The following is a 22,899-nucleotide window of genomic DNA, read 5'->3' as shown; positions in this document are numbered from 1 at the left end:
CTATAATTAGCAATTATTGGCTTTTAAACTTCTTTCTCCATAATTTATTAATAAAATAGTAAGTTAGGGTGTAGAATGAACTTTGTTACATACTTAAAAAATTATTATTCATCAATTAAACGATACCCTACTCCAACCTCCGTTAATATATATTGTGGCTGCGCAGGATCACTTTCTATTTTTCTTCTTATATTGGCCATGAATACTCTAAGCGAATGTGTATCATTTTCAAAATAATTCCCCCAAATCTCATCAACTATGAACCTATGAGTTAAAACCCGTCCTGAATGTTTTGACATTAACTCAATTAATTTATACTCCATTGGCGTTAAATGTATTTCTTTATCTAAAATTGTAACTCTGCGTTTTTCAAAATCTATCTTTAGATTCTTAACCACAAATACAGATAACTCATTTCCTTGTAAATTAATATTTTGATTAAAATGTCTTAATGCCACTCTAATTCTAGCTAAAAATTCTGCTACACTAAATGGCTTAGTCAAATAATCATCTGCCCCTCTATCTAAGACCTCAACCTTTTCTCTTTCATGTCCACGAGCTGAAACGACTATAATTTTAGCTTTTGTAAATTCCCTTACCTTCTCTATAACATCGAGTCCATCAATATCCGGTAGCCCTAAGTCCAAAACTATTATATCTGGGTTATGCGAAAAAATAAGTGTTATAGCCGTATTCCCAGACTCAGTTTCCATACACTTATATCCCTGTGCCTCAAGGGAAATTTTCATAAATTTTTGAATAGGTTTATCGTCTTCAACTATTAAGATCAAAGGCTTTATATTCATTACCATCACTCCTTATTATAGGTAAACTAAATTTAAAAGTTGCTCCACCGACTGAGTTGTTAAATGCTTCCATATGGCCGTTATGTGCTTCTATAATAGATTTACAAATAGCAAGCCCTAGTCCTATACCCCGTTTTTTCAAGGAAATACCATTAGTTTTGGTATAAAATCTATCAAATATATATTCTATGTCTTCTTTTGGTATCCCTTTTCCATTGTCCGATACTTCAAATAATACATCTTCTTCCTTTTGTGTAACCTTGATTTCTATAATAGAATCACTTTGTGTATATTTTATAGCATTATCAATTAAATTAATTAACACCTGTTCTATTAATAATCCATCTACAAATAATATAATCATTTTTTCTGGTAAATCAGTCTTAATATTATGCTTTCCTGAAAACTTAGTAACTTTAGATATAGATTCTGAAATAATTTCTTCAACAATCTCCACATCTTTCTTAATTTCAAGCCTACCTTCATCGAGTCTCGTCATACTTAATATATTTTCAACTGAATGTACTAGCCAGCTTGTATCTTCATAAATGTTTTGTATAAGTTCTTTTTTTGTATCATTATCAAGCACGTCATAATTATCACTAATGGTAGAAACAGATCCTAATATTCCAGCGAGTGGAGTTCTTAGATCATGTGATATTGACCTCAAAAGATTGCCGCGAAGCCTTTCTCTATCCTTTTCTACATTTATCTGTCTTTTCTTTTCATATAAATCTTCTCTTTCAATAGCTAAGGCCATTTGTGTAGAAACAGACTGTAGAAGAATTTTTTCATTTTCTGATAAAGCATTTTTTTCAAAACATGCTATCCCAATAACTCCAAGTATTTTGTTTTGTCCAGTAATTGGATGATAATATCCAACGCTAGCTATTGGAATTTCAGCTTCAATCCCTACTGATTTACCTGTTTTAAAACATCTTTGTACTCCTTCTATCTCAATACCTGACTCAAATATATCTTTATTATATTTATCATTAAACAGATAAATGTTTGATTTTTGTAAAACGTTTTTATTATCTACAATGGCTATCATAATAGTTCTGTTAAACATATCAATTAAATTGTTACCACACGATTCCACTACTTGTCTTTTATCTTTTCCCGTAAGCAATAAATTGTTGATTTTATATAAAATCCGCATCCTGTTTTCACGTACAAAAGATATCTTAACTTGTGTTTTAACCCTTGTAGTTAGAGTGCTTGTAATAATTGCGGCTATCAACATAACGACAAAAGTTACTGGGTAGTCTGATCTGTAAACTAAAAAACTATAATACGGTATAGTAAAGAAATAATTAAATGCTAACACTCCAATTATTGCAGCCAAAACACCATAAACATATCCCTCAGTGTTTCTTGCTACAAACAGTACCCCTAAAATAAATACTATTATTACATTTGATTCATGAAATCCAATTTTTCTAAATATCAGAGATAACATAGTGAATAAAGTCATAATTACGATGGTTTCAAGTGCATTGGTAAATATGCGTTTAATTTCTTCATACCCATTATATTTATGTTCACTAAAAGCTTTGAAAACCTTCTCGTCAAATTCACCTTTTTTCAACTCTTCCATCCCTCTCCCAATATATTTAATGCCTTTACTTTAAAAAATCCTTAGCCTAAACTAAGGATTTTTGAGTATCTACTCTTTTATTATATACGGTACAGTGAGGACTGCAACATTTCTGTTTTTATATAACATGCTTTTTAGAAAATATCCTGTTTGGTTATGGAGTAAATTGTGCCACCACTTAGTAATAACAAATTGCGATATTACTACTGTTACTGTTTCTCCATGTTTTGATGCACGATCCTCAGATTCTATAAAGTTCATTAATGGTTCTATAATGTCTCTATATGCGGAGTGTTCGATTATTAATGGAATTCCCGGATTATATTCTTTCCATTTTACTTTTAGTTTTTCAGTAGCTGCGGGATCAGTCGATACATGAAAGGCAACTACATTGTTAGATAAGCATCTAGCACAATTTAATGACTTTAAAAAAGTTTTATTCAAAGTACCTAAAAGTATTATTACATGTTGATCGTTATTTGTCTTTATTCCAATATTAGGTCTTTCATCATTAGATAATTTAATTTCTTTTACTACTTTATTATAATGATCTTTTATCTTTAACATAACATACACAAGTAACGGAATTATAATAAAAACTAACCAAGCCCCATGTACAAATTTTGTTATACCTATAAGTATTACTGTAATAAAAGTTACAATACCACCTAATCCATTTATAACTGCCTTATGTTTCCACCCTTCTTCTTTGCCCCTTGTCCATTTGAGGAACATTCCAACTTGCGAGAGTGTAAAAGATAAAAATACACCTACTGCATATAATGGCAAAAGCAAATGAGTATCGCCTCTAAACACAATAATTAATATGCCAGCTGCTGCTGCAAGTACTATTATTCCATTTGAAAAACTGAGTCTCTTTCCTCTTTGTGAAAATTGCCTTGGAACATATCCATCTTGTGCCATTAAAGAAAGTAGCAATGGTAGACCTGCATAAGCTGTATTTGCAGCCATTACTAAAACAAATGCAGTGGTGACTTGAATAATATAAAACATTATACCTTTTCCAAAAACTTGCTGAGCAATTTGAGCAAACACAGTCATATTCGCAACCGGTACTGGCTGATAAATTGTTGATAAGAAGGATAACCCACCAAAAATAAAAAGAACTAAACAAGCAAGTAAAGCTAAAACAGCTTTTGCATTTTTCTGTGATGGTTCTTTAAAATTAGGAATCCCGTTACTTACCGCTTCAACACCTGATAATGCAGTACAACCTGAAGCAAACGCTCTAAGAAACAGGAATAATGTAATGTCACCTATTTGCTTTGGAATTGAATACAATGGTACTGGTGAATATCCAAAAATAAAATGCCTTATAACCCCGGTTATGATAAGAACTATACAAGAAACAATAAACAAGTATGTTGGAACTCCAAATATTTTAGATGATTCCTTCGTTCCTCTTAAATTACCAATTGTTAAAATTACTAGCATTACAAGAGCTATAGCTACTTTATGATTAAGAAGTGATGGGATAGCTGAAGTTATTGCAGCGGTTCCAGCACATATACTAACAGCAACTGTAAGTATATAATCAACAGTAAGTGACGCTCCAGCAGTAAGTCCAGCAGTTGTGCCAAGATTATCATGTGCAACTATATATGACCCACCACCATTTGGATAGGCGTCAATTGTCTGCCGATAAGACAACACAAGTAAAATTAATAACAAAACAATACCCAATGCAGCATAAAACATATACCTATATGCCATAAAACCCATAACTCCAATTAACACGATTAAAATTTCCTCACCTGCATATGCAACGGAGGAAACTGCGTCACTAGATAATATAGGTAATCCCCAAAAAATATTTAATTTCTCTCCTTCTAATTCCTCTGTTTTTAATGTCTTTCCTATTAGTAGTTCTCTCAATTTTGAAAACATATATACACCTCTATTATATAATTTATTCTTGAATTCTTATTTATTATATAGCATTTCTTTATATTTCTCTTATAATTCTATTAAATATTTAATATTTTTTGTTTACCAAGATCATTTAAATAAAATTCACATTTGTTTCCATCTTTCCAGCTTATCTCAACTATATAACCCTTAGCTTTAAGTTCTTCCACTATTTCTAATATTTCATCTTTTGTAATTTCAACTAAACTATTTATATATATTGGCTTTACATAATCATATCCATTTTCTTTATAAAACTCACGAATTGCATTTAAAACCTTGTCCATAAAAAAATCACACCCCTTATTATAAGCTTACTTATTAACCACTCGTACTTCCTTACTAATCTTAATAATTACTAACTATAATCTCATTATATTATTCACAAACTTGATAGTTAAAACATTATATCAAATTCAATATATATTTTATGCTAAATTAGTATAAAGATACGCCCAAACGTATAAAGATTGTGTTAAGATTTCATGATTCGACTTTATTTATTCATCATATTCCCATAAATTATAAGTTAATCCTTTTCAAAAAAAAGAAATAAAAATACCCCTAATCGTAGTTTTATTATCCTACTATTAACGGTATTTTTTCATTAGTGTATTCTATTAAGTTAACTTACTTATAAATTATTTACCAACCAAACCTCCACCATTTCCTGCTCCTGAGCTTTGTGGTCCGTATATTGGTGGTCTCCTAGTGTTTTTTTGCTGTGAAGATTTTGCTTTCTTTTCTTCAATAATTTTTTTCATTATTTCCATGTTTTTATTTACATCATTTTTCATATTTTTTACCTTCTTTTTTTTATTTTTTATAAAATTTTCATTAAAAAACTAACCGCTACCTTCTAATTAATATTAGTAATTAATATTTTGAAGGTATGTTTTATTATTTTATAATTATTATACCCTAAAAACAGCGCTTTGAGTTATGCCTATTAACTAATATATATTTTAGTTTCGTGCATACTTAAAATAGGTACCAGGAATTATATCCCAGTACCTATTTCATATCATATTATTGTTTTAAAATTACTTAACGCCTTTTATCACATCCATAGATGGCCTTCCACCTTCAAACATATTTTTAACTCTAAGACCTATAAGTGGATTTAACTCTGGGTGTGTTAGAATATAAAATTTTTCTTCCTCAATTGCCTTAAATATAGTATCTCCAATTGTGTCAATTGGAATTCCACCTTTGATAACCTTATGTTTCTGACCCTCTTCTGCTTTATACAAATCACTTTGATAATAAAGCTGACTCATGTCATTTGCATATTTCTTTGGTCTGTGTCTTTCACAATTATCAAGATCTGTCTGGATAAATCCTGGACAGAACACAGACATTTTTATTTTATCTGTTTGACACTGAAGATCTAAATAAGTAGATTCAGAAAGCCCAACTGTTGCAAATTTCGAAGTATGGTATGCTGACATTCCATTCAGATCCAAAAGCCCAGCTACAGAAGAAGTATTAACAATATAGCACTCTGTATCCTGTTTTAGCATTATTGGAATGAATACTTTTTCACCATGTATAGCGCCCCAAACATTAGCTTTCATAATCCATTCCCAGTCGTTTAAAGATAGTAACCAAGCTGGTCCTGCAACTACAACACCCGCATTATTAAATAATAGATCTATATGATGAAATTTTTCAAGAGCTATCTTGGCAAGCATCTCCATGTCTTCAAATTTCATGACATCCATTTCGACGGCTAGTACATCTGCACCTTCTGCCTTAAGTTGCTTTTCCGCTCTTTTTAAGTCACTTCCATCAATATCTGCTATAACTATCTTAATTGATCTTTTCGCACATTCCTTAGCGATTGCAAGGCCTATTCCATTTGCCCCACCTGTAATAACTGCTACCTTGCCTTTAAAGTCCTTCATAATACAAATCCTCCTTAAACATAACCAGTATTTTAACCTCTTTGGAATAATAATGACTTGATTTTATATTATAAAGTGTCTTCCCACCAGTCCCATCTTGTATTTGAATAAGGTATAAATGCCATTGGATCTACTTCTTCCAATACTTTACCCCTTAAAAGTACTGTTGTCCCTTCGGTGTATGTGCAACCTAACATCTTCACAACCTCTAATTCTGCCCAAGGGTCATGTGGTGAATCCTTAAGATTCATCTCAACTTCTCCATTTTTAAACAGTGTGGTATCCATGGTTTCCCCTTGCTCTATAAGTCGTGGTTTTAAGTCGAATCCACTGCCATCTGGCGACTTAGAATATTTGTAGTTGTATATAGGTAATATATTTCCATAATTATCACCAATTATTTTCTTACCGTCTATGTCATTGAATTTTTCATTAAGATTTGCTTTTAAACTAAAGAATTCTATTCCATTTCGAGATACACTTCCATTAACCGTATCTCCTTCTCTCTTAAATTTAATTTCTGCCAGTTTCTTTGGAAAACCATAAATTTCTCTTCCAAGTGCCATAGCCATGCCATCACTTACCTGCATTGAAATACAATAGGTTCCAATTTGACCATTGTAATCTGCTAATATAAGTAAAGCTGTTTCCTTATATGCAGCGCAAAAATTTGTTCTAGGATAATTTGCTACAAAAGCACTTACTAAAGGTCTTTTAGCTGGCTTCAGAGGTGCTGGGAGTAACCGTGCAATAATTTCAGGCTTTGTTTCCCAATAAGCAGTAAGCATCTGCGCATTGTAAAAAGTTGTTGGTTTACTACAATATTTTTTAATATCATTTGGATCCTTTATAAAACTATTCATTATTGATACCTCCCTATATTTTATGGTTCAAAATTATTTCTTTAACATTAACATGCTTCAACCTATAACACCTAATTGTTCATATATATGAATATTTTTTCCTGGAAAATTACCATCTCTAATTAAAAATATTGCAGCAGTCAGTGATGCAAGTCGAGCACCAACCATATAAGCATTCATTTTTTCTACATCGATAGTTTGATCAAAATTGAATTTCATTTTAACCCCCTCCATTTAAAAAGTTATTTTTAAGTTATATTCCTTGGTCAATTTTTCATTTACCAAGTTAAGCACCTCCCACAATTACAATATAAATCCAATTTAAATAGTTGTCTACAATCATACTTACAAAAGTGTCTAAAAAACATACAGTTTTCTTTATTAGTAGTACAAAATATAGATTAAACTATTTACAATTAATTCTTACTCTTGCCACTATAATGACACATTCAATTGTTATTATAAGTACATAGAAAGTAATTAATTTTTTTAATTAGAGCCCCCTTTAATTAAATATAAATTTAACATAACAAAAGAAGAACTGATATAACATAATCAGTTCTTCTTTTGGTTAATCCCATGACGTCTTTCTGTTTTCTTTTATTGGTTTTAAATCTTCCATTCTAATTTCCCCCGTTTGTTTTGATTTTGTAAAACATTCACTTTCTTATACACTTTAAAATAAGATTGAACTAAAATAAGAGAACATTAATGATGAAAATTGCAATCATAATATTACAAAAACAAAAAATCATTACGATAATTAGTTTGGACTTAATTATTTTTTTCTTTGAAATTAGTATACACATTTATCCTATAAATTGATGGTTCTATACCAGTGGTTTTCTCCAGCTGTTTTATATGCACTTCTATCAAAACCTGACATTCCAAATCCTATAAAGGATATAATCAGTCCCGTAAGTATTAGAATAAAACTTACCTTTAAACATATTTTTACATTTATGATTTTCATATTCTCACCATCTTCTTTCTAAATGTATAAGAGATTTTTTGTATAAATAATTTCGTAACATTTAAATATTTTACAAATGTAAATTGTGTTATCAATGCACATAAAACACCTATACCTAACAATAAAAATCCAAATCCTATTTGAGTAACAACAATATGGACTCCCTGCTTTAGGCAAAAAAAAGAACCCGCTATACTCCATAATCCTCCACACAAACCTGTAAGTGCTATCACTCCTGTAACCAAAGGTATACACAAAAATATTACGCATCCACATAATACTAATAAGATTATTGCGCAAAGTATAGATCCCCATAATGGAAATCCAAGAATCAGCAGTACTATCTGAAGGACCTTTCTTCCAACAGATGATTCTCTTAATATAATATTTCCTTGATCTTCTATAATATTTTTAGCAATACTCTTGTGGTCACCGATCTTATCTATGGCTTGACTTTCAGTGTATCCATCTTCTATATAATCATCAATCATCTCACTGTAATATGTCGTAAATTTATTGCATTCAGTTTCTCCCAAAGATGATAGCTGTTTCGTCAAATTGCTTAGAAATTCTTTCTTATTCAATACTCTTACCTCCTATAAAAAAATATATATCCATGATTTTTTTCCAATCATATAAGAAAAATTCTTCTATATGATTTTCCCCACTAGGAGTTATATGATAATATTTTCTTAATCTACTGTTATGCTCTTTTGAATATGTCTCATTATAACCATTTGCTTCTAGCCTTTTTAAAATTGGATATAATGTAGATTCAGATATTTCTATACATTCAGAAATATCTTTTATGATTTGGTAGCCATATGAGTCACCCTTTTTTAATACAGCAAGAATACATATTTCTAGTAGTCCTTTTTTTAATTGTATGTTCATTATCATCTCTCCTAACCCATTATTAAACTCTATATTATCTTTATAAGGATTATTCTAGAGGTAGTGCAGGTGGAACATCTTTATTTTTTTCTCTATATAATTTATCAACATCATTAAATGAATGTCCTCCTAAATCATAAATACAATCACTTATAATCACTTTTTCTATTTCAGTATCATTTTAAATAACTTAATTAAAATTTTCTGAGTCCTTTTTTCTGAACTTCTATTATTAACTCCATCAGTCTCATTTTCTAAGTTTGAAAGAAGATAAATATTTATACACATTCTCAAGCCTCCTTATACATTATACTATACAATACGTTGTATTATGTGTCAAGATGCATTTTAAACTTTTTGTGGTACTATCAGCAAACGTGTCAGTAGGGGCAAAGTAACTATAAGAATATAGTAACGTAATTTTAAAGAATTTTATTATAAATCCCTATAAAAATCATTTATACATAAGTTCTTATGAATAGACATCTGACAAACTTAAGATACTATAGTAAAATGAATATAGAATATAAAACTTAAAGTAATTTATATGCAAAGGAAGTAGACAATGGAGAAAACTATAAAACTGAGGTATCCGACATATCTTAAAGAATTTGAATGTATTGGTGGAAAATGTAAAGACAGTTGTTGTATTGGTTGGGATATAGATATTGATAAGACCACCTTTCGGCAGTATTATAAAGTTGAGGATAAAGAAATGAAGCGCATGTTTCAGAAAAATGTACATAATAATGAGTATTACTTAAGCCCTGATGTAGATTATGGAAAAGTAAAATTAAAAAGTGGGAAAAGGTGTGCATTTTTGGACGAAGAAAATTATTGTATAATTTATTCGAGAATTGGAGAGAAATATCTTTCAAATGTTTGCACATCTTTTCCTAGAATAACAAATATGGTAGATGGTTATTACGAAATGTCCCTTGATGTAGCTTGTCCGGAAGCTGCAAGAATTCTTTTATTAAAAGAGGAAGGAATTAAATTTAAGGAAAGTGAAGAAACTTTAGGAAAACATATAATATCAAGTGACATTGAAACTACCTCTACAGAATATAGTAACTCACCTATTAAGTATTTTAAAGAAATTAGAGACCTTAGTATTAAAATAATTCAAAATAGGAAATTTGATCTAGGTCAAAGACTTTATATATTAGGCGATTTTATAACTACATTAGAAAAAGAACTTAAACATAAGTATAATAATGTACCAACATTTATTAAACAATATAATATAAATTCAGTTAACGATTCTTATAAAAAAAATGGATCAAGTTACACATTTCAGATAGATTTTTTCAAAACAATGCTAGGTTTTTTAAATGTCTCTAAAGAAGTGGACAGTCTTTCTTTTAAGGAATATACTAAGCAAATTATAGCTGGATTCAAATTTGATAACTACGAATACATTAGTAAACATTCTGATCTTTACACAAAAGCATTTGAAGATTATACTGAAAATTTTATGAATAATAATAGCTATATTTTTGAAAATTATTTGGTGAATTTTATGTATAACTATATGTTTCCATTTAATGAATCGGAATCAATGTTTGATGGATATATTATGCTTTTAGTAAGATCTTCATTTATTAGGTTTTATTTAGTTGGAAGATATCTATATAATGACCAGGATAACAAAGAAGATATAGTTGAATTTATCCAAACTTTCTCGAAAACCATAGAACATCACAGGACTTATTTAACTGATTCACTAAATCATATAAAAGAACATAAATTTGATAATATGGAATTTGCTAAAAAACTTCTATAAAAAACAAGGCAAGAATTATTAATCAGGTTCACCATGTTTTTTATGATATTACTGCTCAAATACAATTTTTTTTAGAAAACTTTGGATTTTTATCCGTTTTCATGTTTATTTTCTATTAAATTTACAATTAGTTCTTAGTTTCGTCACTATAATGACACAAATAGTTGTTATAATAAAGATATAGAAAGTAAGTAATTGATTTTTTTAATTAGAGTCCCCCTTTAATTAATATAAATTTAATATAAAACTTTAAAAGAACTGATGTAATTACATCAGTTCTTTTCTTTGTATAAACATCCTAGAACTTTTACTATACCCAAAATACTTTGCTATTTTCTTGTAATTCGGAACACCAATACCATACTTTTCTGCAATATTTACAATATTAAAGATAAGTTCATCCTTTTCGCTGCTTTTACCTGTCTTAATATCCTTTTGCATTGAAGCTGTTGTATCTGAACTAAATCCACTTAAAAAAACAAGGTTTTCATCTATAAAATCATTGTCCAAGTTAATATTTAATGCAATTGCAATCTTTTGTAATTCCTTAAGTAACAATATAAACATCCTTCTGCATTCTCCATCCTTTTGGAATTCGCCAGCAGCAGCATCATAATATGCACCAGTAGCTGCAAATGCAGATGTAAATGAGATTTTTTTAAATATACCGCGTCTTATGTTATCTGAAATAATTCCCTCTATTCCTGATTCCTCAAGATCTAATTGTATTTTATGTAACAAATTCATATCCACCTTTGCATTTTCTCTTGCGCCGAAAACAACTCTAAAGGTTTCCATAGTTTGAGTAATTTCCCCAGGAGCCGATATGTAACCACCAACATAAATACAACCATCAAGAACAGTTATACCAGTCAAAGCCTCTGATAGCTTTTCTCCAGCATTTAATGCATTTAAAATTGGAACAACAATGGTTTTTTCGTTGGAAGCCTTCTTTATAATAGAAATAGTCTCATTTAATGAGTATCCTTTAACACACAAAAAAATCACATCAAACTTACCAAGTTCCTCGCCACCATCAAATGCTTTAACGTTTTTCAGATTCATTTCACCCTTTAGTGTTGAGTGAATAATAAGCCCATTTTCCTTTATAGCCTTTAAATGATCACCTCTTGCTATAAATGTAACATCTTTTCCACCACCTGTTAAATATCCTCCTATACAACCACCTGTACCACCCGTACCAATTATTAAGTATTTCATAATACACTCTCCCCTATCATATATTAATATATTCTTTTTTTAAATTTACAATTAATTCTTAATTATGTCACTATAATGACACATATAATTGTTATTATATATATCATAGATAGTAATTAATTTTTTAATTAGAGTCCCCCTTTAATTAATATAAATTTAATATAAATCTTTAAAAGAACTGTTGAAATTTCAACAGTTCTTTTTATGTATACACTTAGATATTTTGATGATTTTTGCCATATTTTTTCTAGGTTGGTTTTTAATCGTAACTGTAGTCTCAGTATCTATAGGCTTAAATTATAAATCTTCTTTTTAAAAAAATCAATTAAAAAGTTCCCTCAGGACATGGCCTGAGGGAACACAAAACATAATTAAATTTTAAATTTTTGTATCATTTCTTTAAGTTCTTCAGCATGTTTTGCTTGACTCTGTGCTGTTACTGCCACTCGTTCTACAGCTTTTGTTGTTTCCTCCATACTATCTTTTATTGTTTCTGCACTTTCAGATGATCTTTGCGCTGTTTGTGCTGTGTTTTGTACCGCCTCATTTACCTGATTTATTGTAGCTGTAAGTTCTTCCGACATAGAAGCTATTTCATCAGACATACTAGTTACAAACTCTGAATCGTTATAATACTGTTCACCCATATTTTTCATAATTTCGAACTGAGGGTGTACATTATCATTTATAAAATCTAATATATCTTTGCTGTTACCAGAAAGGTTTTCAAATGCTTTCTGAACCTTTAAAATCGTTTCTTGTATACTAGCTACTGCTTGTGATGATTCTTCTGCAAGCTTCCTTACTTCATCAGCTACTACTGCAAATCCTTTCCCCTGTTCTCCAGCCCTTGCTGCCTCTATAGCAGCATTAAGTGCAAGCAAATTAGTTTGTTCTGATATACTTGCAATGGTGTCCGCCATTACCTTTATCTCTCCTACTACCTTACCATCTTCAATTGCTTTTACTCCACTCTTTTTCTTTTCATCATATACCCTTGTTGTTTCGTCAATAGATAATTTTCCTTTTTTCTGAACCTCTATAGCCCTGTCTTTAGATTTACTTGCATTATTACTTCCTTCCATGGCCTTACTTGATAATATATTAATGCTTGAGTCCACTTCTTGTATGGAAGCACTTATTTCTTCTGTTGATGCGCTTGTTTCCTGTACATCATTTGTTATATTATTTACTGCTTTTTCAATATTTTCTGCTTTAACTTTAAGCTCTATCACCATAGACGAAAGTTCTTCACTAGATACACTCATCCCCTGAGAATTAGCTAATATACCTGTAATCAATCCAGTAAGTTCCTTTTGCATTATAAAAACTGAATTAGCAAGCTGTCCTACTTCATCTTTATTCCTTAATAATGAATCATACTTGTTATCATAAGTTAAATCAAATTTAGCTAACTTATCCATCATTTTTGATAAAGACAATATTGGATCTCCTATCTTCTTACCGAAATATATAGAAACTATAATAGTAACTATTAACAAAGCAAGTAACACAAATATAAAAGATAATACTAATGCTTTAATTGGCTTCATCATAACATCTACAGGCACTGAAAAACCAACTTTCCAGTTGCTTACGTTTATTTTAGATGTTACAAAATATTTATCTCTACCATCATAATCTTTTATACTAACGAAATTACTACTTAAAGCTTTAGAATATTCACCATTCATAACCTTATCAACATTTTGAAGCCCTTTATCTGTAGGTTTAAACTCTTTATTAGGATGAATAATAAAATTATTACTATCGTCTATTAGAAAAGCATAACTGTCCTCCATAGGCTTTGCTTTATCAAGCATTTTGGTAATTGATCCTGTATTAACATCAAAACCTACAACTCCGATTATTTTACCATCTCTTATTACAGGTTTAGCTACTGATATCATCATTTCTTTTGTCTTAGCATCTAAAAATGGTGTTGAATAAATCAATCCATTTTTTTGAATAGCGGTTTTGTACCAAACTTTTTGGGTGCTATCATAATCTGCTGGCGCAACCCAACCACTTCCAACAAGAATCTTTTTATTTGTGAATCCTAAATATACATCTGAAGCATACGGGTTACTCTTTAACTCCTTTTGAAAGTATTTCATTATTTTTTTATTATCTACAGTATCCATACTTTCTATATAACTGCCAACCTCACTAATTATTTTCCCTTGACCATCAAGCCAACCATTAATAGTTTCTGCTTCCTTATCTGAATATGTAGAGATTTTGCTCTTAGTTTCACTCATTATTGAATTATATGATATAAAACAAGTAATTGCAGCTGATATTAGTAAACTTAAAACACAGACTAAACACGTTAATAATGTTATCTTTGATTTTATACTTTTCATATGTATCTTTCCCCCTCATATTAAATTGAAAATTTAAAAACTTATTTCATAGGTTAAAATAACTTACTAAACCCAATTATTCGTCAAACTAATCTTTTTTAATTATATTTTGCATTAAATTAACTATTAAAGATTATAATCCCCTACTTTTATATATCGTACAACATTCTTTTACCTTTACCGCATTTTTTAAAACAATTTAGTAGTTAATATTTAACTATATAAAATGCACAGTTACTTATACTTGGGAACTAATTACGCTTGCATTAAGCCTTAGTGACGTAATACCTATAAATTTGATATAAAAAAAGAACTGTTGAAATTATAATGTACCCTATAGGGCAGACGGATTTAAAAAAGTCTACCCGGTAGGGTATTTTTATGTATAATAAAGAAAAGTATAATAATTTAAATTAGATATATACAAGGATGGTGGAAATTTAAATGAGCAACAAAACATTTACAGAAAAAGATGTAGCAATACTAGCTAAAAACAAAAATGTTAAAGCAGTAAGTATGAAGGGAATTACATATACAGATGAATTTAAACGCATTTTTATAATAGAGAACGAAAAAGGAAAATTTCCAAGGGAGATATTTGAAGAAAATGGGTTTGATATAGATATAGTTGGGATTAAACGTGCTAAATCATCAGGATCTCGCTGGAGAGCTGCATATAGAAATGAAGGTATATGTGGACTAAATGATGCAAGAAATGCGAATACTGGAAGACCAAGAGTGAGAGAACTTTCCGCAGACGAAAGATGCGAGCGCCTTAAAGCCCAAATTAACTTGCTGAAAGCTGAGAATGAATTGTTAAAAAAAATCGACATCCTAGAAAGAAGGCTGATAAGCAAGAAATAATCTTAGTAGCACAGGAAAAATTTATTCTTATAAATTCACAAATCGAAAAATATAAGCTCAAAAATATGCTTACCCATTTATGCAAAATTACGGGTGTATCTCGTTCTGGATATTACAATTATTTCTCTACTAAAGCTCTCAGCCGTAGGCGCCAACGCGATAGGTTGGATGAAGCAGTAGGTGAAATTGTACTAAATGCATATAACTTTAAAAATCGTAAAAAAGGAGCTAGACAAATAAAAATGACATTAGAAGGCGAATTTGTAATCGTATACAATTTAAAACGTATTAGAAGAATAATGAAAAAGTATGGTATCATTTGCCCCATTAGAAAAGCGAATCCATATAAACGTATGATGAAAGCTACAAAGGAGCATACTGTTTTAAAAAATCTATTAAATAGAAATTTCAAACAGAATATACCTGGAAAAGTATTGCTTACAGATATAACTTATCTATTTTACGGAAAAAGTAAGAAGGCATATTTATCTACGATTAAGGATGGATCTACAAATGAGATTTTGGCATACAATGTGACTGATAATTTGAGATTAGATATCGTAACAGACACTATACATAATCTGAAAAAGAATAGAAAAATTAAATTGCCTAAAGATGCATTTATACACTCAGATCAAGGATTTCATTATACGAATCCGACATTTCAAAAGCTAGTAAAAAAATCTGGTTTAGGACAATCAATGTCAAGACGTGGAAACTGCTGGGATAATGCTCCACAAGAATCATTCTTTGGCCATTTCAAAGATGAGGCATACATAAAATCATGTGAAACATTAGAACAACTAAAGCAAGAGATTAAGCAATATATGATCTACTATAATAAATTTAGATATCAATGGGGTCTAAAAAAGATGACTCCTGTTCAATACAGAAATCATCTTCTCAAATCAGCATAGACTTTTTTTAAAATTGTCCTTGACAAGGGGTACACATTAAATTTCAACAGTTCTTTCTTTATATAAAATCATTAGTGTGCATACCTCAATTATCAAAAGGATTATTTGACATCGCTGTAACAAATAAGTATGGAAAAGTGTTTTTCAAATGCTTAATATACATAATCCATTGGCTTACACTTGCTCGATAGACCCTTTTTATATCATTTTTTATATGTTCTTTTTCATCTTCGCGTAGCTCTAATAAATTTCTTGAAGATAACTCATCTTGCAAATGAAAAACTGCTGTTAATAAATGAGTAAAAGTTTCATGTTCCAATAAATTTGGATTTTCTAATAATCTCAATAAAAACCCTCTTTTACTTAAAAGAAATTTATTCATTTCTTCTAAGTCAACTTTGTAGAATTCAATTTCATAATCATAATTTTTACATTTTTCTAATGCTTTTTTGAAATCTCTATCTTCCCAACTTGAATCAACTATAAGAAAATTTGCAATCTCATTAACGTTTGAATCAATTGCCACACAATATTTTAATGTGCTAGTTCCAACTTCATTAAAAAACACACCTATTATTAAATTTAGCTTTTCTATTAAGCTTTCCGTCTCTCTTTGCTTAATAACTCTATCAATAACTAAAGATACCAATAAAACTTGAATAGGTATAAACGCCAAATCACCTAGAAAATACAACAAAATAAGATGTGTATCTCTAAAAAGATAATAGTGAAAAGAATATAATACTATTGATAAAAATATCAATAGTACGGAAAATTTAAAACGCCAACCCAATTTCTTCATTCTTATCCTCCTAAAATATTGTTAATATTTCCTTCTCCTTCTTTTTCTCTTATTTAAATTATTTGCTCTTATTATAAGCACTATTCCTACTAAAACTAAAACTAATATGCCACCCGCCATAAGATATATAGGCATATCATTCTTTACTAAAGCTCCGCTAGAAGCCGCTGAATAAAGCTTATAAGTTTTCACTTTTCCCTTTTGCGTTAATCTCAATGTTCCAATGCTCTCGTTTCCTTTAAGACTAGAAATACTGATATCAGATAAATTTATATTTTCCTTCAAATCTTTTTCATTTGCATAGTTTTTGTAATAACTAACATCCTCTTTAACTACTAATGGTACACTAACAGTTTTATCTGGACCAAAAAATTTAAGCGGTTTATATTTTAATATTTCTGTTTTCACAACAGAATTGTTTACGTATAACACCGTCCTTTTCAAAGTATAGCTATAGTTAATTATTTTTTCCATATCATTAAAAACATAGGTGTCATTTGGGTAAATCTCTGATCCCATAACAACCCCCATAATTTCTCTACCATTTCTTTCATAAAAAGCTACAAGACATCTCCCCGCCTTTGAAGTATACCCAGTTTTTCCACCAATACAGCCATTGAGTCCAAGAAGTTTATTGGTGTTTTCAATTTTAAATATTGTACCTTTTGAGGTTGATATAGACTTTTGCTTTTTATTCATTGACTCTTTTACCCATGGATTTGAAAATGCAGCTCTAGCCAATATGCTCATATCATAAGGCGTAGTATAATGATCCGGATCATGAAGACCATTAGGAGTTACAAAATGAGTTTTAGTCATCTTTAATTTGGCTGCCTTATCATTCATCATTTTCATAAAGTTTGTTGGATTTCCTGCAACATTATCTGCAATCATGTATGCCGTGTCATTTGCTGAGTACATTAATAAACCATCCATTACATCTGCACTTGACATGGTCTCATTAAGTGCGATTGGATGTAAATTAACATTTAATGAATCTGCTGGCTGAATTTTTGCACTTTGTGTATATTTTATTTTATCCGTCTTTACCCTGTTCTCAGCGAGCAATAGTGCAGTTATTAGCTTTGTCGTACTTGCTGGATACATTTGCTTGTCCACATCTTTCGCATAAATTATCTCGCCAGTTGCAACATCAACAGTGATAGCTGCTTTCCCATATATTGTTGGTACATTTGTAGTGTTCTCGCTAACAGTCGCAGCAAAAACATTTAAACTCATAGAAGATACTAGAAATAATATAATCAGAATAAAAAATCTTTTGTTTTTCAACTTTCATCTCTCCATTACTTTTATTTATTACAAACTTATTATAAAAAACAGTTTGTTGTATATCATTTTACAAGACAATATTTTGGCGTATAAGCTAATATTATATCACATCTTTCAAATAATGTCATTGACATATGTTTAATTTTGCTCTATACTATTTAAACTATATGCTAATACATATAATTTAAATAGTATATAAAGGGGTATAAAATAAGTGATTAAATTTCTGTTAGATCTAGGTTTAAAATTTGAAGACGTCGGTGTATTGATAAAAATCATAATAACAATATTTATAATAATGATATTTCATTTTTTAAAGAAAAGTATATGTTCATTTATTAATAAATCAAATTTTGATTCACTTAATACAATAAAATATAAAAAAACGTCTACACTATCCGCAAATATCTTAACTGCTGTAACTATTATACCAATATGGATGTATGAGTCTAAGGATATATTCACATTTTTAGGGATATTCTCTGCTGGACTTGCCTTTGCCTTTCGTGATCTTGTAGCAAGTTTTTTGGGATGGCTTATAATTAATACTCATAAGCCCTTTAAACTTGGTGATAGAATAAAGATTGGAGAGAGTCTTGGAGACGTCGTAGCTATAGATTGGTTTTATACTACTATTATTGAGGTTATGGAAAATGACAATAAAACATACGGACAAAGTACTGGAAGAATTACTCATATACCAAATATACAAATACTCACTGAAGACCTTATCAATGAAACTAACGCATTCCCTTTTACTTGGAATGAGCTTAAAATAAGCCTTACACTTACAAGTAATTGGAGAGAAGCTAAAACTATATTAATGTCTATTGCTGATGATAAAGTAGGAGATATAGAGCGAGAAGCAAAAGATTCACTAAACATAGCATCAAAAACTCTTCCTATTTATTACGAAAATCTTTCACACACAGTCTATACTTCCATGGAATCCGGAAGTGTTTGTTTAAACTTAAGGCTTATTTGCAAGGCAAGAAATTTTAGAAACTTACAACATGCCTTAGTTGAAGGTATTCTAGATGAATTTGCTAAACATGAAGACATTGAATTATTATGATTATACTGTATATGTTTTTTTTACATTTCATAAGATTATTTTAAAAACTATCTATAATATGACACACTGATGTCAGTTTATAAGTGATATACTTATTTCAATATATAATGAAATGAGGTATAAGAATGACTAAATTAGAATATAGAAAAGACTATAAAGAATTATATAAGGTTGAAGTTAAGAGTAGTATAATGAAATTCATCTCTGCAAAAACAATCGTATCTGGTTACTCTGATACTAACAATAATTGGTTTGGAAACAACTATAATATGAATATTTATAAAGGGTGTTGTCATGGATGCATATATTGTGATAGTCGCAGTGACTGTTATCATATAGACAATTTTGATGAGGTGCGCGCAAAAGAAAATGCTCTTGCTTTAATAAATCATGATCTTAAATCAAAACGTAAAACTGGTGTGATTGCTACAGGTGCAATGAGCGATCCCTACAATCCACTAGAAAAAGAATACAAGTTGACAAGAGGTGCTCTAGAACTTATTAACATTTATGGCTTTGGCGTCTCCATTTATACGAAAAGTAATTTAATTAGACGCGATATAGATATTCTAAGTAAAATACAAACTCACTCTCCCGTTATAATTAATATTACCATTACCACCTGTGATGACGAACTATGCAAAAAAATAGAACCAAATGCACCCCTATCATCAAAGCGGTTTGCTGCAGTTAAAGATCTCACCACTAATGGAATATTTGCAGGTATACTTCTTACGCCAGTATTGCCATTTTTAGAAGATAATGAAGAAAATATAGGAAGCATAATACGCCTTGCATACGAGAGCGGAGCAAAATTTATATACCCAAGTTTTGGTGTAACCCTTAGGCAAAACCAGAGGACTTGGTATTATAAAAAACTCGATGAGCTGTTCCCTACTCTTAAACAGAAGTATATTAATCAGTATAATAATAATTATGAATGCAACTCGGCCAAAGCCTTCGAACTAAAACAATTTTTCCAAAAGGAATGTGATAAATTAGGTTTGCTTTATAAAATGAAAGACATTATAGAAGGGTACAGACATGGATATGGAAACACTCAGCTTTCCCTATTTGATTAATGAAATATCATCACGAGGAGACAACACATGAATACTATTAACTCACAGTTTGTTATGTCATTAAGTATTATTTTACTCGGATATTTTCTAAAGAAAGTAAACATTTTAAAGGAAAGCGATGGAGAAGTTATTTCCAGATTGATTTTTAATGTTACGCTTCCCTCCATTGTAATAAATGTTTTTAGTACAATGACTATAGACAAAAGCCTACTGCTTGTCCCTGTAATTAGTTTTGTATTTGGATTAATTATGGCAGCAGTTGCCCTCATTGTATTCAAAGGAGAATCAAGGCGAGAAAAAGGAATGTTAACAATGCTAGTACCTTCCTTTAATGTTGGTCTTTTCGCATATCCTATAGTAGAGTCAATATGGGGAAGGTCAGGGCTCAAATACTTTGGTATGTTTGATATGGGTAATTCTTTCATTGTTTTCGCTGTTTGTTATATCATTGCAAGCATTTATTCAAGTAGTAAAGGTGAAGTGAGTTACAAAAATATTTTCGCGAAAACTATGCACTCAATACCTTTTCTTACATACATTATTACCTTAGCTATTAATCTTTTAGGACTTAGCATTCCGAAACCCATTATACAAATTACAGGAATTTTATCCAAAGCAAATATGCCTCTCGCATTACTAGCACTTGGGTTATACCTAAGCTTCTCCTTTAAAAAGACATATTTGAAAAACATGGCCAAGATAATTGCTTTAAGATACATAATTGGATTTGGAGTGGGTATACTCATTTATAATTTAGTACCCTTAGATCCAATGTTTAAAAAAACCATGCTAATTGGTCTTATATTACCAATAAGTTTTACAGTTATTCCTTACTCAGTAGAATTTGACTACGATACTAGGTTTGTAGGAACTGTAAATAACTTGACAATTATAATAAGCTTTATACTCATGTGGGCGATTATTGCTTTTGTTTAGTATACAAAACTGTCCACTATGTTACCAAATTATAAGCTGGATCGCAATATATATTGCGATCCTATTTTATTATTTAATTCTTCCTACTAACTATAACAGACAACGGGACTACCTGTATCAATGTTGTCAAATATAGCTTTTGCTAAATAATATGGCGAGTTTATGCACCCATGTGACCCATTTGACTTATATATCTTTCCTCCAAACACACTTCGCCAGCTTGCATCGTGAATTCCTATACCTCCGTTAAATGGCATCCAAAAATCAACAGGGGAAGCATATCCTTGACCTACAAGAGTAGCATTTTTTTCTTTGTATTTTAACCTATAAATACCATCGGGTGTTCCATGATTAGAACCTATATTACCTGTAACAATATCACCTTGAACTATCAGAGACCCATTTTTATAAAACCATAAGTGCTGCGCTTTCAGATCTATTTCTACATAGGTATTGCCGATATCATTTTTGCCATGAGCTAAAGCAGTTTGAATATATGTGGGTTCTTTAGATATAGTTTTTCCTTCCTTTATTATTGAAATCAAAGCTTGCGTTTCTTTAACATTATTAATAGACCAGCCATAATCACCCCCACCTATTTTTATTGCGTTTCCTGATGATGTAACAAAATTTCTATCCTTGCCAATTGTACTGTAATTTTGGGAAAGTACATCTATATATTTTTCGACTTCTTTTTCATTAAATGTGACCTCAAACTTCTTATCAACTGTAAGCCACTTATTTATTTCAGAACCATCTAAAAGTTCCTTATTTCCTCCAAATGTATATGTAATTTTTGAAAATACATATTTATTAAGTTTATTTTTAGCTTCAATAACTTTTGGAGAATTTAAAGTATATGACGGCTTAACATAACAATTGATTGACTCAAGGTTTATTGTATTTTTTTCATTAAGTATTGCACCTGTCACATTATCATATAAAATGTCTTTATTAACCTTGTTACCACTCACTTCACCTACAATTACATAACCATTACCTGTATACTTAAGACTTGGATTTTTAGGTTCAATTATATAATCGCTATTAAAACAAGTAAGCTTATCCACTCGCTTCTTTAATAGGTTCTTGTCATATTTAACTCCTTCAATCATTTTAGAATCTTCTATATTAAAGAATGATGAAATCCATTTATAAGGATTCTGTCTATCTTTTAGTTCATTAAATTTACCATCCGAATTATACTTTAAACCAACTTCACCTGCTTTAATTTGTTCATTTTTACCTCCTCGTTCCTTTATATTTATCTTATATGTATTAATCTCAGTTGTCATTTGTTTATTTACATCCTCCACACTTTCACATGAAACATTAATACAGTTTATTACTGAACCAAAATAAAAATGATTCATGAAAAATATTACCATTCCAAAATATATAACAAGTAAAGTTAAAATAGAAATTATAATACCCACAACAATATTCTTATGCTTTTTTATTAATCCTAATGTTGATTTTTCTACTTTTGTTTCCATAACATCCGCCCCTTTAAATAACAAAATAATTTATTATTGACCTTTTTAAATCTACATTTCAGTTTATGCAATAACCAACCAATATAAACCAA

The 22,899-nt window shown here is 30.0% G+C and carries 22 protein-coding genes; 5 read left to right on the top strand and 17 right to left on the bottom strand.

The features are described 5' to 3' along the window. Window positions 1-104 precede the first annotated feature (104 nt). From A7L45_RS02920 to A7L45_RS24020, 12 genes are all read right to left on the bottom strand, one after another. Window positions 105-806, bottom strand: coding sequence for a response regulator (locus tag A7L45_RS02920; RefSeq protein WP_071611382.1), 702 nt, complete (start codon window positions 804-806; stop codon window positions 105-107). Next, complete coding sequence (locus tag A7L45_RS02915) at window positions 775-2,406, bottom strand: ATP-binding protein (RefSeq protein WP_071611381.1); 1,632 nt, start codon at window positions 2,404-2,406, stop codon at window positions 775-777. The genes A7L45_RS02920 and A7L45_RS02915 overlap by 32 nt, the downstream gene beginning before the upstream one ends. Before the next feature lie 69 nt (window positions 2,407-2,475). Then, window positions 2,476-4,314, bottom strand: coding sequence for an APC family permease (locus A7L45_RS02910; protein WP_071611380.1), 1,839 nt, complete (start codon window positions 4,312-4,314; stop codon window positions 2,476-2,478). 80 nt (window positions 4,315-4,394) lie between these two features. Then, window positions 4,395-4,622 carry a hypothetical protein gene (locus A7L45_RS02905; RefSeq protein WP_071611379.1) on the bottom strand — a complete coding sequence of 76 codons (228 nt, stop codon included), beginning with the start codon at window positions 4,620-4,622 and terminating at the stop codon, window positions 4,395-4,397. A gap of 354 nt (window positions 4,623-4,976) precedes the next feature. After that, a complete protein-coding gene (locus tag A7L45_RS23050; protein WP_162855514.1) occupies window positions 4,977-5,132 on the bottom strand; it encodes a hypothetical protein in 156 nt (51 codons plus the stop codon). Window positions 5,133-5,378: 246 nt separating this feature from the next. Then, window positions 5,379-6,242 carry an SDR family NAD(P)-dependent oxidoreductase gene (locus A7L45_RS02900; RefSeq protein ID WP_071611378.1) on the bottom strand — a complete coding sequence of 288 codons (864 nt, stop codon included), beginning with the start codon at window positions 6,240-6,242 and terminating at the stop codon, window positions 5,379-5,381. 68 nt (window positions 6,243-6,310) lie between these two features. Further along, a complete protein-coding gene (locus A7L45_RS02895; protein ID WP_084647328.1) occupies window positions 6,311-7,105 on the bottom strand; it encodes an acetoacetate decarboxylase family protein in 795 nt (264 codons plus the stop codon). 57 nt (window positions 7,106-7,162) lie between these two features. Further along, entirely contained in the window at window positions 7,163-7,324 is a 162-nt protein-coding gene (locus A7L45_RS22495; RefSeq protein ID WP_169829554.1) for an oleate hydratase, read from the bottom strand. A gap of 595 nt (window positions 7,325-7,919) precedes the next feature. Next, a complete protein-coding gene (locus A7L45_RS23045) occupies window positions 7,920-8,078 on the bottom strand; it encodes a hypothetical protein (protein WP_169829553.1) in 159 nt (52 codons plus the stop codon). Further along, a complete protein-coding gene (locus A7L45_RS02885) occupies window positions 8,075-8,662 on the bottom strand; it encodes a DUF1700 domain-containing protein (RefSeq protein ID WP_071611377.1) in 588 nt (195 codons plus the stop codon). The genes A7L45_RS23045 and A7L45_RS02885 overlap by 4 nt, the downstream gene beginning before the upstream one ends. After that, the gene (locus A7L45_RS02880; RefSeq protein ID WP_071611376.1) at window positions 8,655-8,972 is read right to left on the bottom strand and encodes a PadR family transcriptional regulator; all 318 of its coding nucleotides are present in this window, start codon (window positions 8,970-8,972) and stop codon (window positions 8,655-8,657) included. Before A7L45_RS02880 ends, A7L45_RS02885 begins: the two co-directional genes overlap by 8 nt. Before the next feature lie 165 nt (window positions 8,973-9,137). Continuing rightward, window positions 9,138-9,260, bottom strand: a complete 123-nt coding sequence (locus A7L45_RS24020) for a hypothetical protein (protein ID WP_257786561.1) — start codon at window positions 9,258-9,260, stop codon at window positions 9,138-9,140. A 277-nt stretch (window positions 9,261-9,537) separates the two neighbouring features. On the opposite strand from A7L45_RS24020, the gene fliB reads away from it, so the two are divergent. Continuing rightward, window positions 9,538-10,758, top strand: coding sequence for a flagellin lysine-N-methylase (gene fliB / locus A7L45_RS02875; RefSeq protein ID WP_071611375.1), 1,221 nt, complete (start codon window positions 9,538-9,540; stop codon window positions 10,756-10,758). A 267-nt stretch (window positions 10,759-11,025) separates the two neighbouring features. On the opposite strand, the gene A7L45_RS02870 is transcribed toward fliB, so the two are convergent. Continuing rightward, window positions 11,026-11,979, bottom strand: a complete 954-nt coding sequence (locus A7L45_RS02870; RefSeq protein ID WP_071611374.1) for a ketopantoate reductase family protein — start codon at window positions 11,977-11,979, stop codon at window positions 11,026-11,028. A 371-nt stretch (window positions 11,980-12,350) separates the two neighbouring features. Further along, window positions 12,351-14,345 carry a methyl-accepting chemotaxis protein gene (locus tag A7L45_RS02865; RefSeq protein WP_071611373.1) on the bottom strand — a complete coding sequence of 665 codons (1,995 nt, stop codon included), beginning with the start codon at window positions 14,343-14,345 and terminating at the stop codon, window positions 12,351-12,353. Window positions 14,346-14,789: 444 nt separating this feature from the next. On the opposite strand from A7L45_RS02865, the gene A7L45_RS22490 reads away from it, so the two are divergent. Further along, a protein-coding gene (locus A7L45_RS22490; RefSeq protein ID WP_152025078.1) for an IS3 family transposase occupies window positions 14,790-16,126 on the top strand; the annotation gives its coding sequence in 2 pieces (ribosomal slippage) (window positions 14,790-15,171 and window positions 15,171-16,126; 1,338 coding nt in all). An 85-nt stretch (window positions 16,127-16,211) separates the two neighbouring features. Here A7L45_RS22490 and A7L45_RS02850 read toward each other — a convergent pair. Both A7L45_RS02850 and A7L45_RS02845 read right to left on the bottom strand, forming a co-directional pair. Further along, window positions 16,212-16,928 carry a hypothetical protein gene (locus A7L45_RS02850; RefSeq protein WP_071611371.1) on the bottom strand — a complete coding sequence of 239 codons (717 nt, stop codon included), beginning with the start codon at window positions 16,926-16,928 and terminating at the stop codon, window positions 16,212-16,214. Between the two features lie 21 nt (window positions 16,929-16,949). Then, window positions 16,950-18,218, bottom strand: coding sequence for a D-alanyl-D-alanine carboxypeptidase family protein (locus A7L45_RS02845; protein ID WP_071611370.1), 1,269 nt, complete (start codon window positions 18,216-18,218; stop codon window positions 16,950-16,952). Window positions 18,219-18,432: 214 nt separating this feature from the next. Here A7L45_RS02845 and A7L45_RS02840 point away from each other — a divergent pair, with 214 nt between their 5' ends. The 3 genes from A7L45_RS02840 (at window position 18,433) to A7L45_RS02830 (ending at window position 21,311) form a co-directional block, all read left to right on the top strand. Further along, entirely contained in the window at window positions 18,433-19,293 is an 861-nt protein-coding gene (locus A7L45_RS02840) for a mechanosensitive ion channel domain-containing protein (protein ID WP_071611369.1), read from the top strand. 191 nt (window positions 19,294-19,484) lie between these two features. Further along, window positions 19,485-20,375, top strand: coding sequence for an SPL family radical SAM protein (locus A7L45_RS02835; RefSeq protein ID WP_071614834.1), 891 nt, complete (start codon window positions 19,485-19,487; stop codon window positions 20,373-20,375). Between the two features lie 27 nt (window positions 20,376-20,402). Further along, on the top strand, window positions 20,403-21,311 hold the full coding sequence (locus A7L45_RS02830) for an AEC family transporter (RefSeq protein WP_071611368.1): 909 nt from the start codon (window positions 20,403-20,405) through the stop codon (window positions 21,309-21,311). 86 nt (window positions 21,312-21,397) lie between these two features. Here the strand turns inward: A7L45_RS02830 and A7L45_RS02825 are convergent, their stop codons facing one another. Continuing rightward, the gene (locus A7L45_RS02825) at window positions 21,398-22,807 is read right to left on the bottom strand and encodes a L,D-transpeptidase family protein (protein ID WP_071611367.1); all 1,410 of its coding nucleotides are present in this window, start codon (window positions 22,805-22,807) and stop codon (window positions 21,398-21,400) included. Between the last annotated feature and the right edge of the window lie 92 nt (window positions 22,808-22,899).

Source organism: Clostridium estertheticum subsp. estertheticum, from assembly GCF_001877035.1.
In the GTDB taxonomy this organism is placed as follows: Bacteria; Bacillota; Clostridia; order Clostridiales; family Clostridiaceae; genus Clostridium_AD; species Clostridium_AD estertheticum.
The sequence above is the reverse complement of the archived record's forward strand: the minus strand, read 5'-3'. Positions and strand labels throughout refer to the sequence as shown.

Excerpts from the sequence above, each read along its gene's own strand:
- A7L45_RS02920 (WP_071611382.1), bottom strand. The coding sequence starts at position 806 with ATGAATATAAAGCCTTTGATCTTAATAGTTGAAGACGATAAACCTATT.
- A7L45_RS02915 (WP_071611381.1), bottom strand. The coding sequence starts at position 2,406 with ATGGAAGAGTTGAAAAAAGGTGAATTTGACGAGAAGGTTTTCAAAGCT.
- A7L45_RS02910 (WP_071611380.1), bottom strand. The coding sequence starts at position 4,314 with ATGTTTTCAAAATTGAGAGAACTACTAATAGGAAAGACATTAAAAACA.
- A7L45_RS02905 (WP_071611379.1), bottom strand. The coding sequence starts at position 4,622 with ATGGACAAGGTTTTAAATGCAATTCGTGAGTTTTATAAAGAAAATGGA.
- A7L45_RS23050 (WP_162855514.1), bottom strand. The coding sequence starts at position 5,132 with ATGAAAAATGATGTAAATAAAAACATGGAAATAATGAAAAAAATTATT.
- A7L45_RS02900 (WP_071611378.1), bottom strand. The coding sequence starts at position 6,242 with ATGAAGGACTTTAAAGGCAAGGTAGCAGTTATTACAGGTGGGGCAAAT.
- A7L45_RS02895 (WP_084647328.1), bottom strand. The coding sequence starts at position 7,105 with ATGAATAGTTTTATAAAGGATCCAAATGATATTAAAAAATATTGTAGT.
- A7L45_RS22495 (WP_169829554.1), bottom strand. The coding sequence starts at position 7,324 with ATGAAATTCAATTTTGATCAAACTATCGATGTAGAAAAAATGAATGCT.
- A7L45_RS23045 (WP_169829553.1), bottom strand. The coding sequence starts at position 8,078 with ATGAAAATCATAAATGTAAAAATATGTTTAAAGGTAAGTTTTATTCTA.
- A7L45_RS02880 (WP_071611376.1), bottom strand. The coding sequence starts at position 8,972 with ATGAACATACAATTAAAAAAAGGACTACTAGAAATATGTATTCTTGCT.
- A7L45_RS24020 (WP_257786561.1), bottom strand. The coding sequence starts at position 9,260 with ATGTGTATAAATATTTATCTTCTTTCAAACTTAGAAAATGAGACTGAT.
- fliB (WP_071611375.1), top strand. The coding sequence starts at position 9,538 with ATGGAGAAAACTATAAAACTGAGGTATCCGACATATCTTAAAGAATTT.
- A7L45_RS02870 (WP_071611374.1), bottom strand. The coding sequence starts at position 11,979 with ATGAAATACTTAATAATTGGTACGGGTGGTACAGGTGGTTGTATAGGA.
- A7L45_RS02865 (WP_071611373.1), bottom strand. The coding sequence starts at position 14,345 with ATGAAAAGTATAAAATCAAAGATAACATTATTAACGTGTTTAGTCTGT.
- A7L45_RS02850 (WP_071611371.1), bottom strand. The coding sequence starts at position 16,928 with ATGAAGAAATTGGGTTGGCGTTTTAAATTTTCCGTACTATTGATATTT.
- A7L45_RS02835 (WP_071614834.1), top strand. The coding sequence starts at position 19,485 with ATGAAATTCATCTCTGCAAAAACAATCGTATCTGGTTACTCTGATACT.
- A7L45_RS02830 (WP_071611368.1), top strand. The coding sequence starts at position 20,403 with ATGAATACTATTAACTCACAGTTTGTTATGTCATTAAGTATTATTTTA.
- A7L45_RS02825 (WP_071611367.1), bottom strand. The coding sequence starts at position 22,807 with ATGGAAACAAAAGTAGAAAAATCAACATTAGGATTAATAAAAAAGCAT.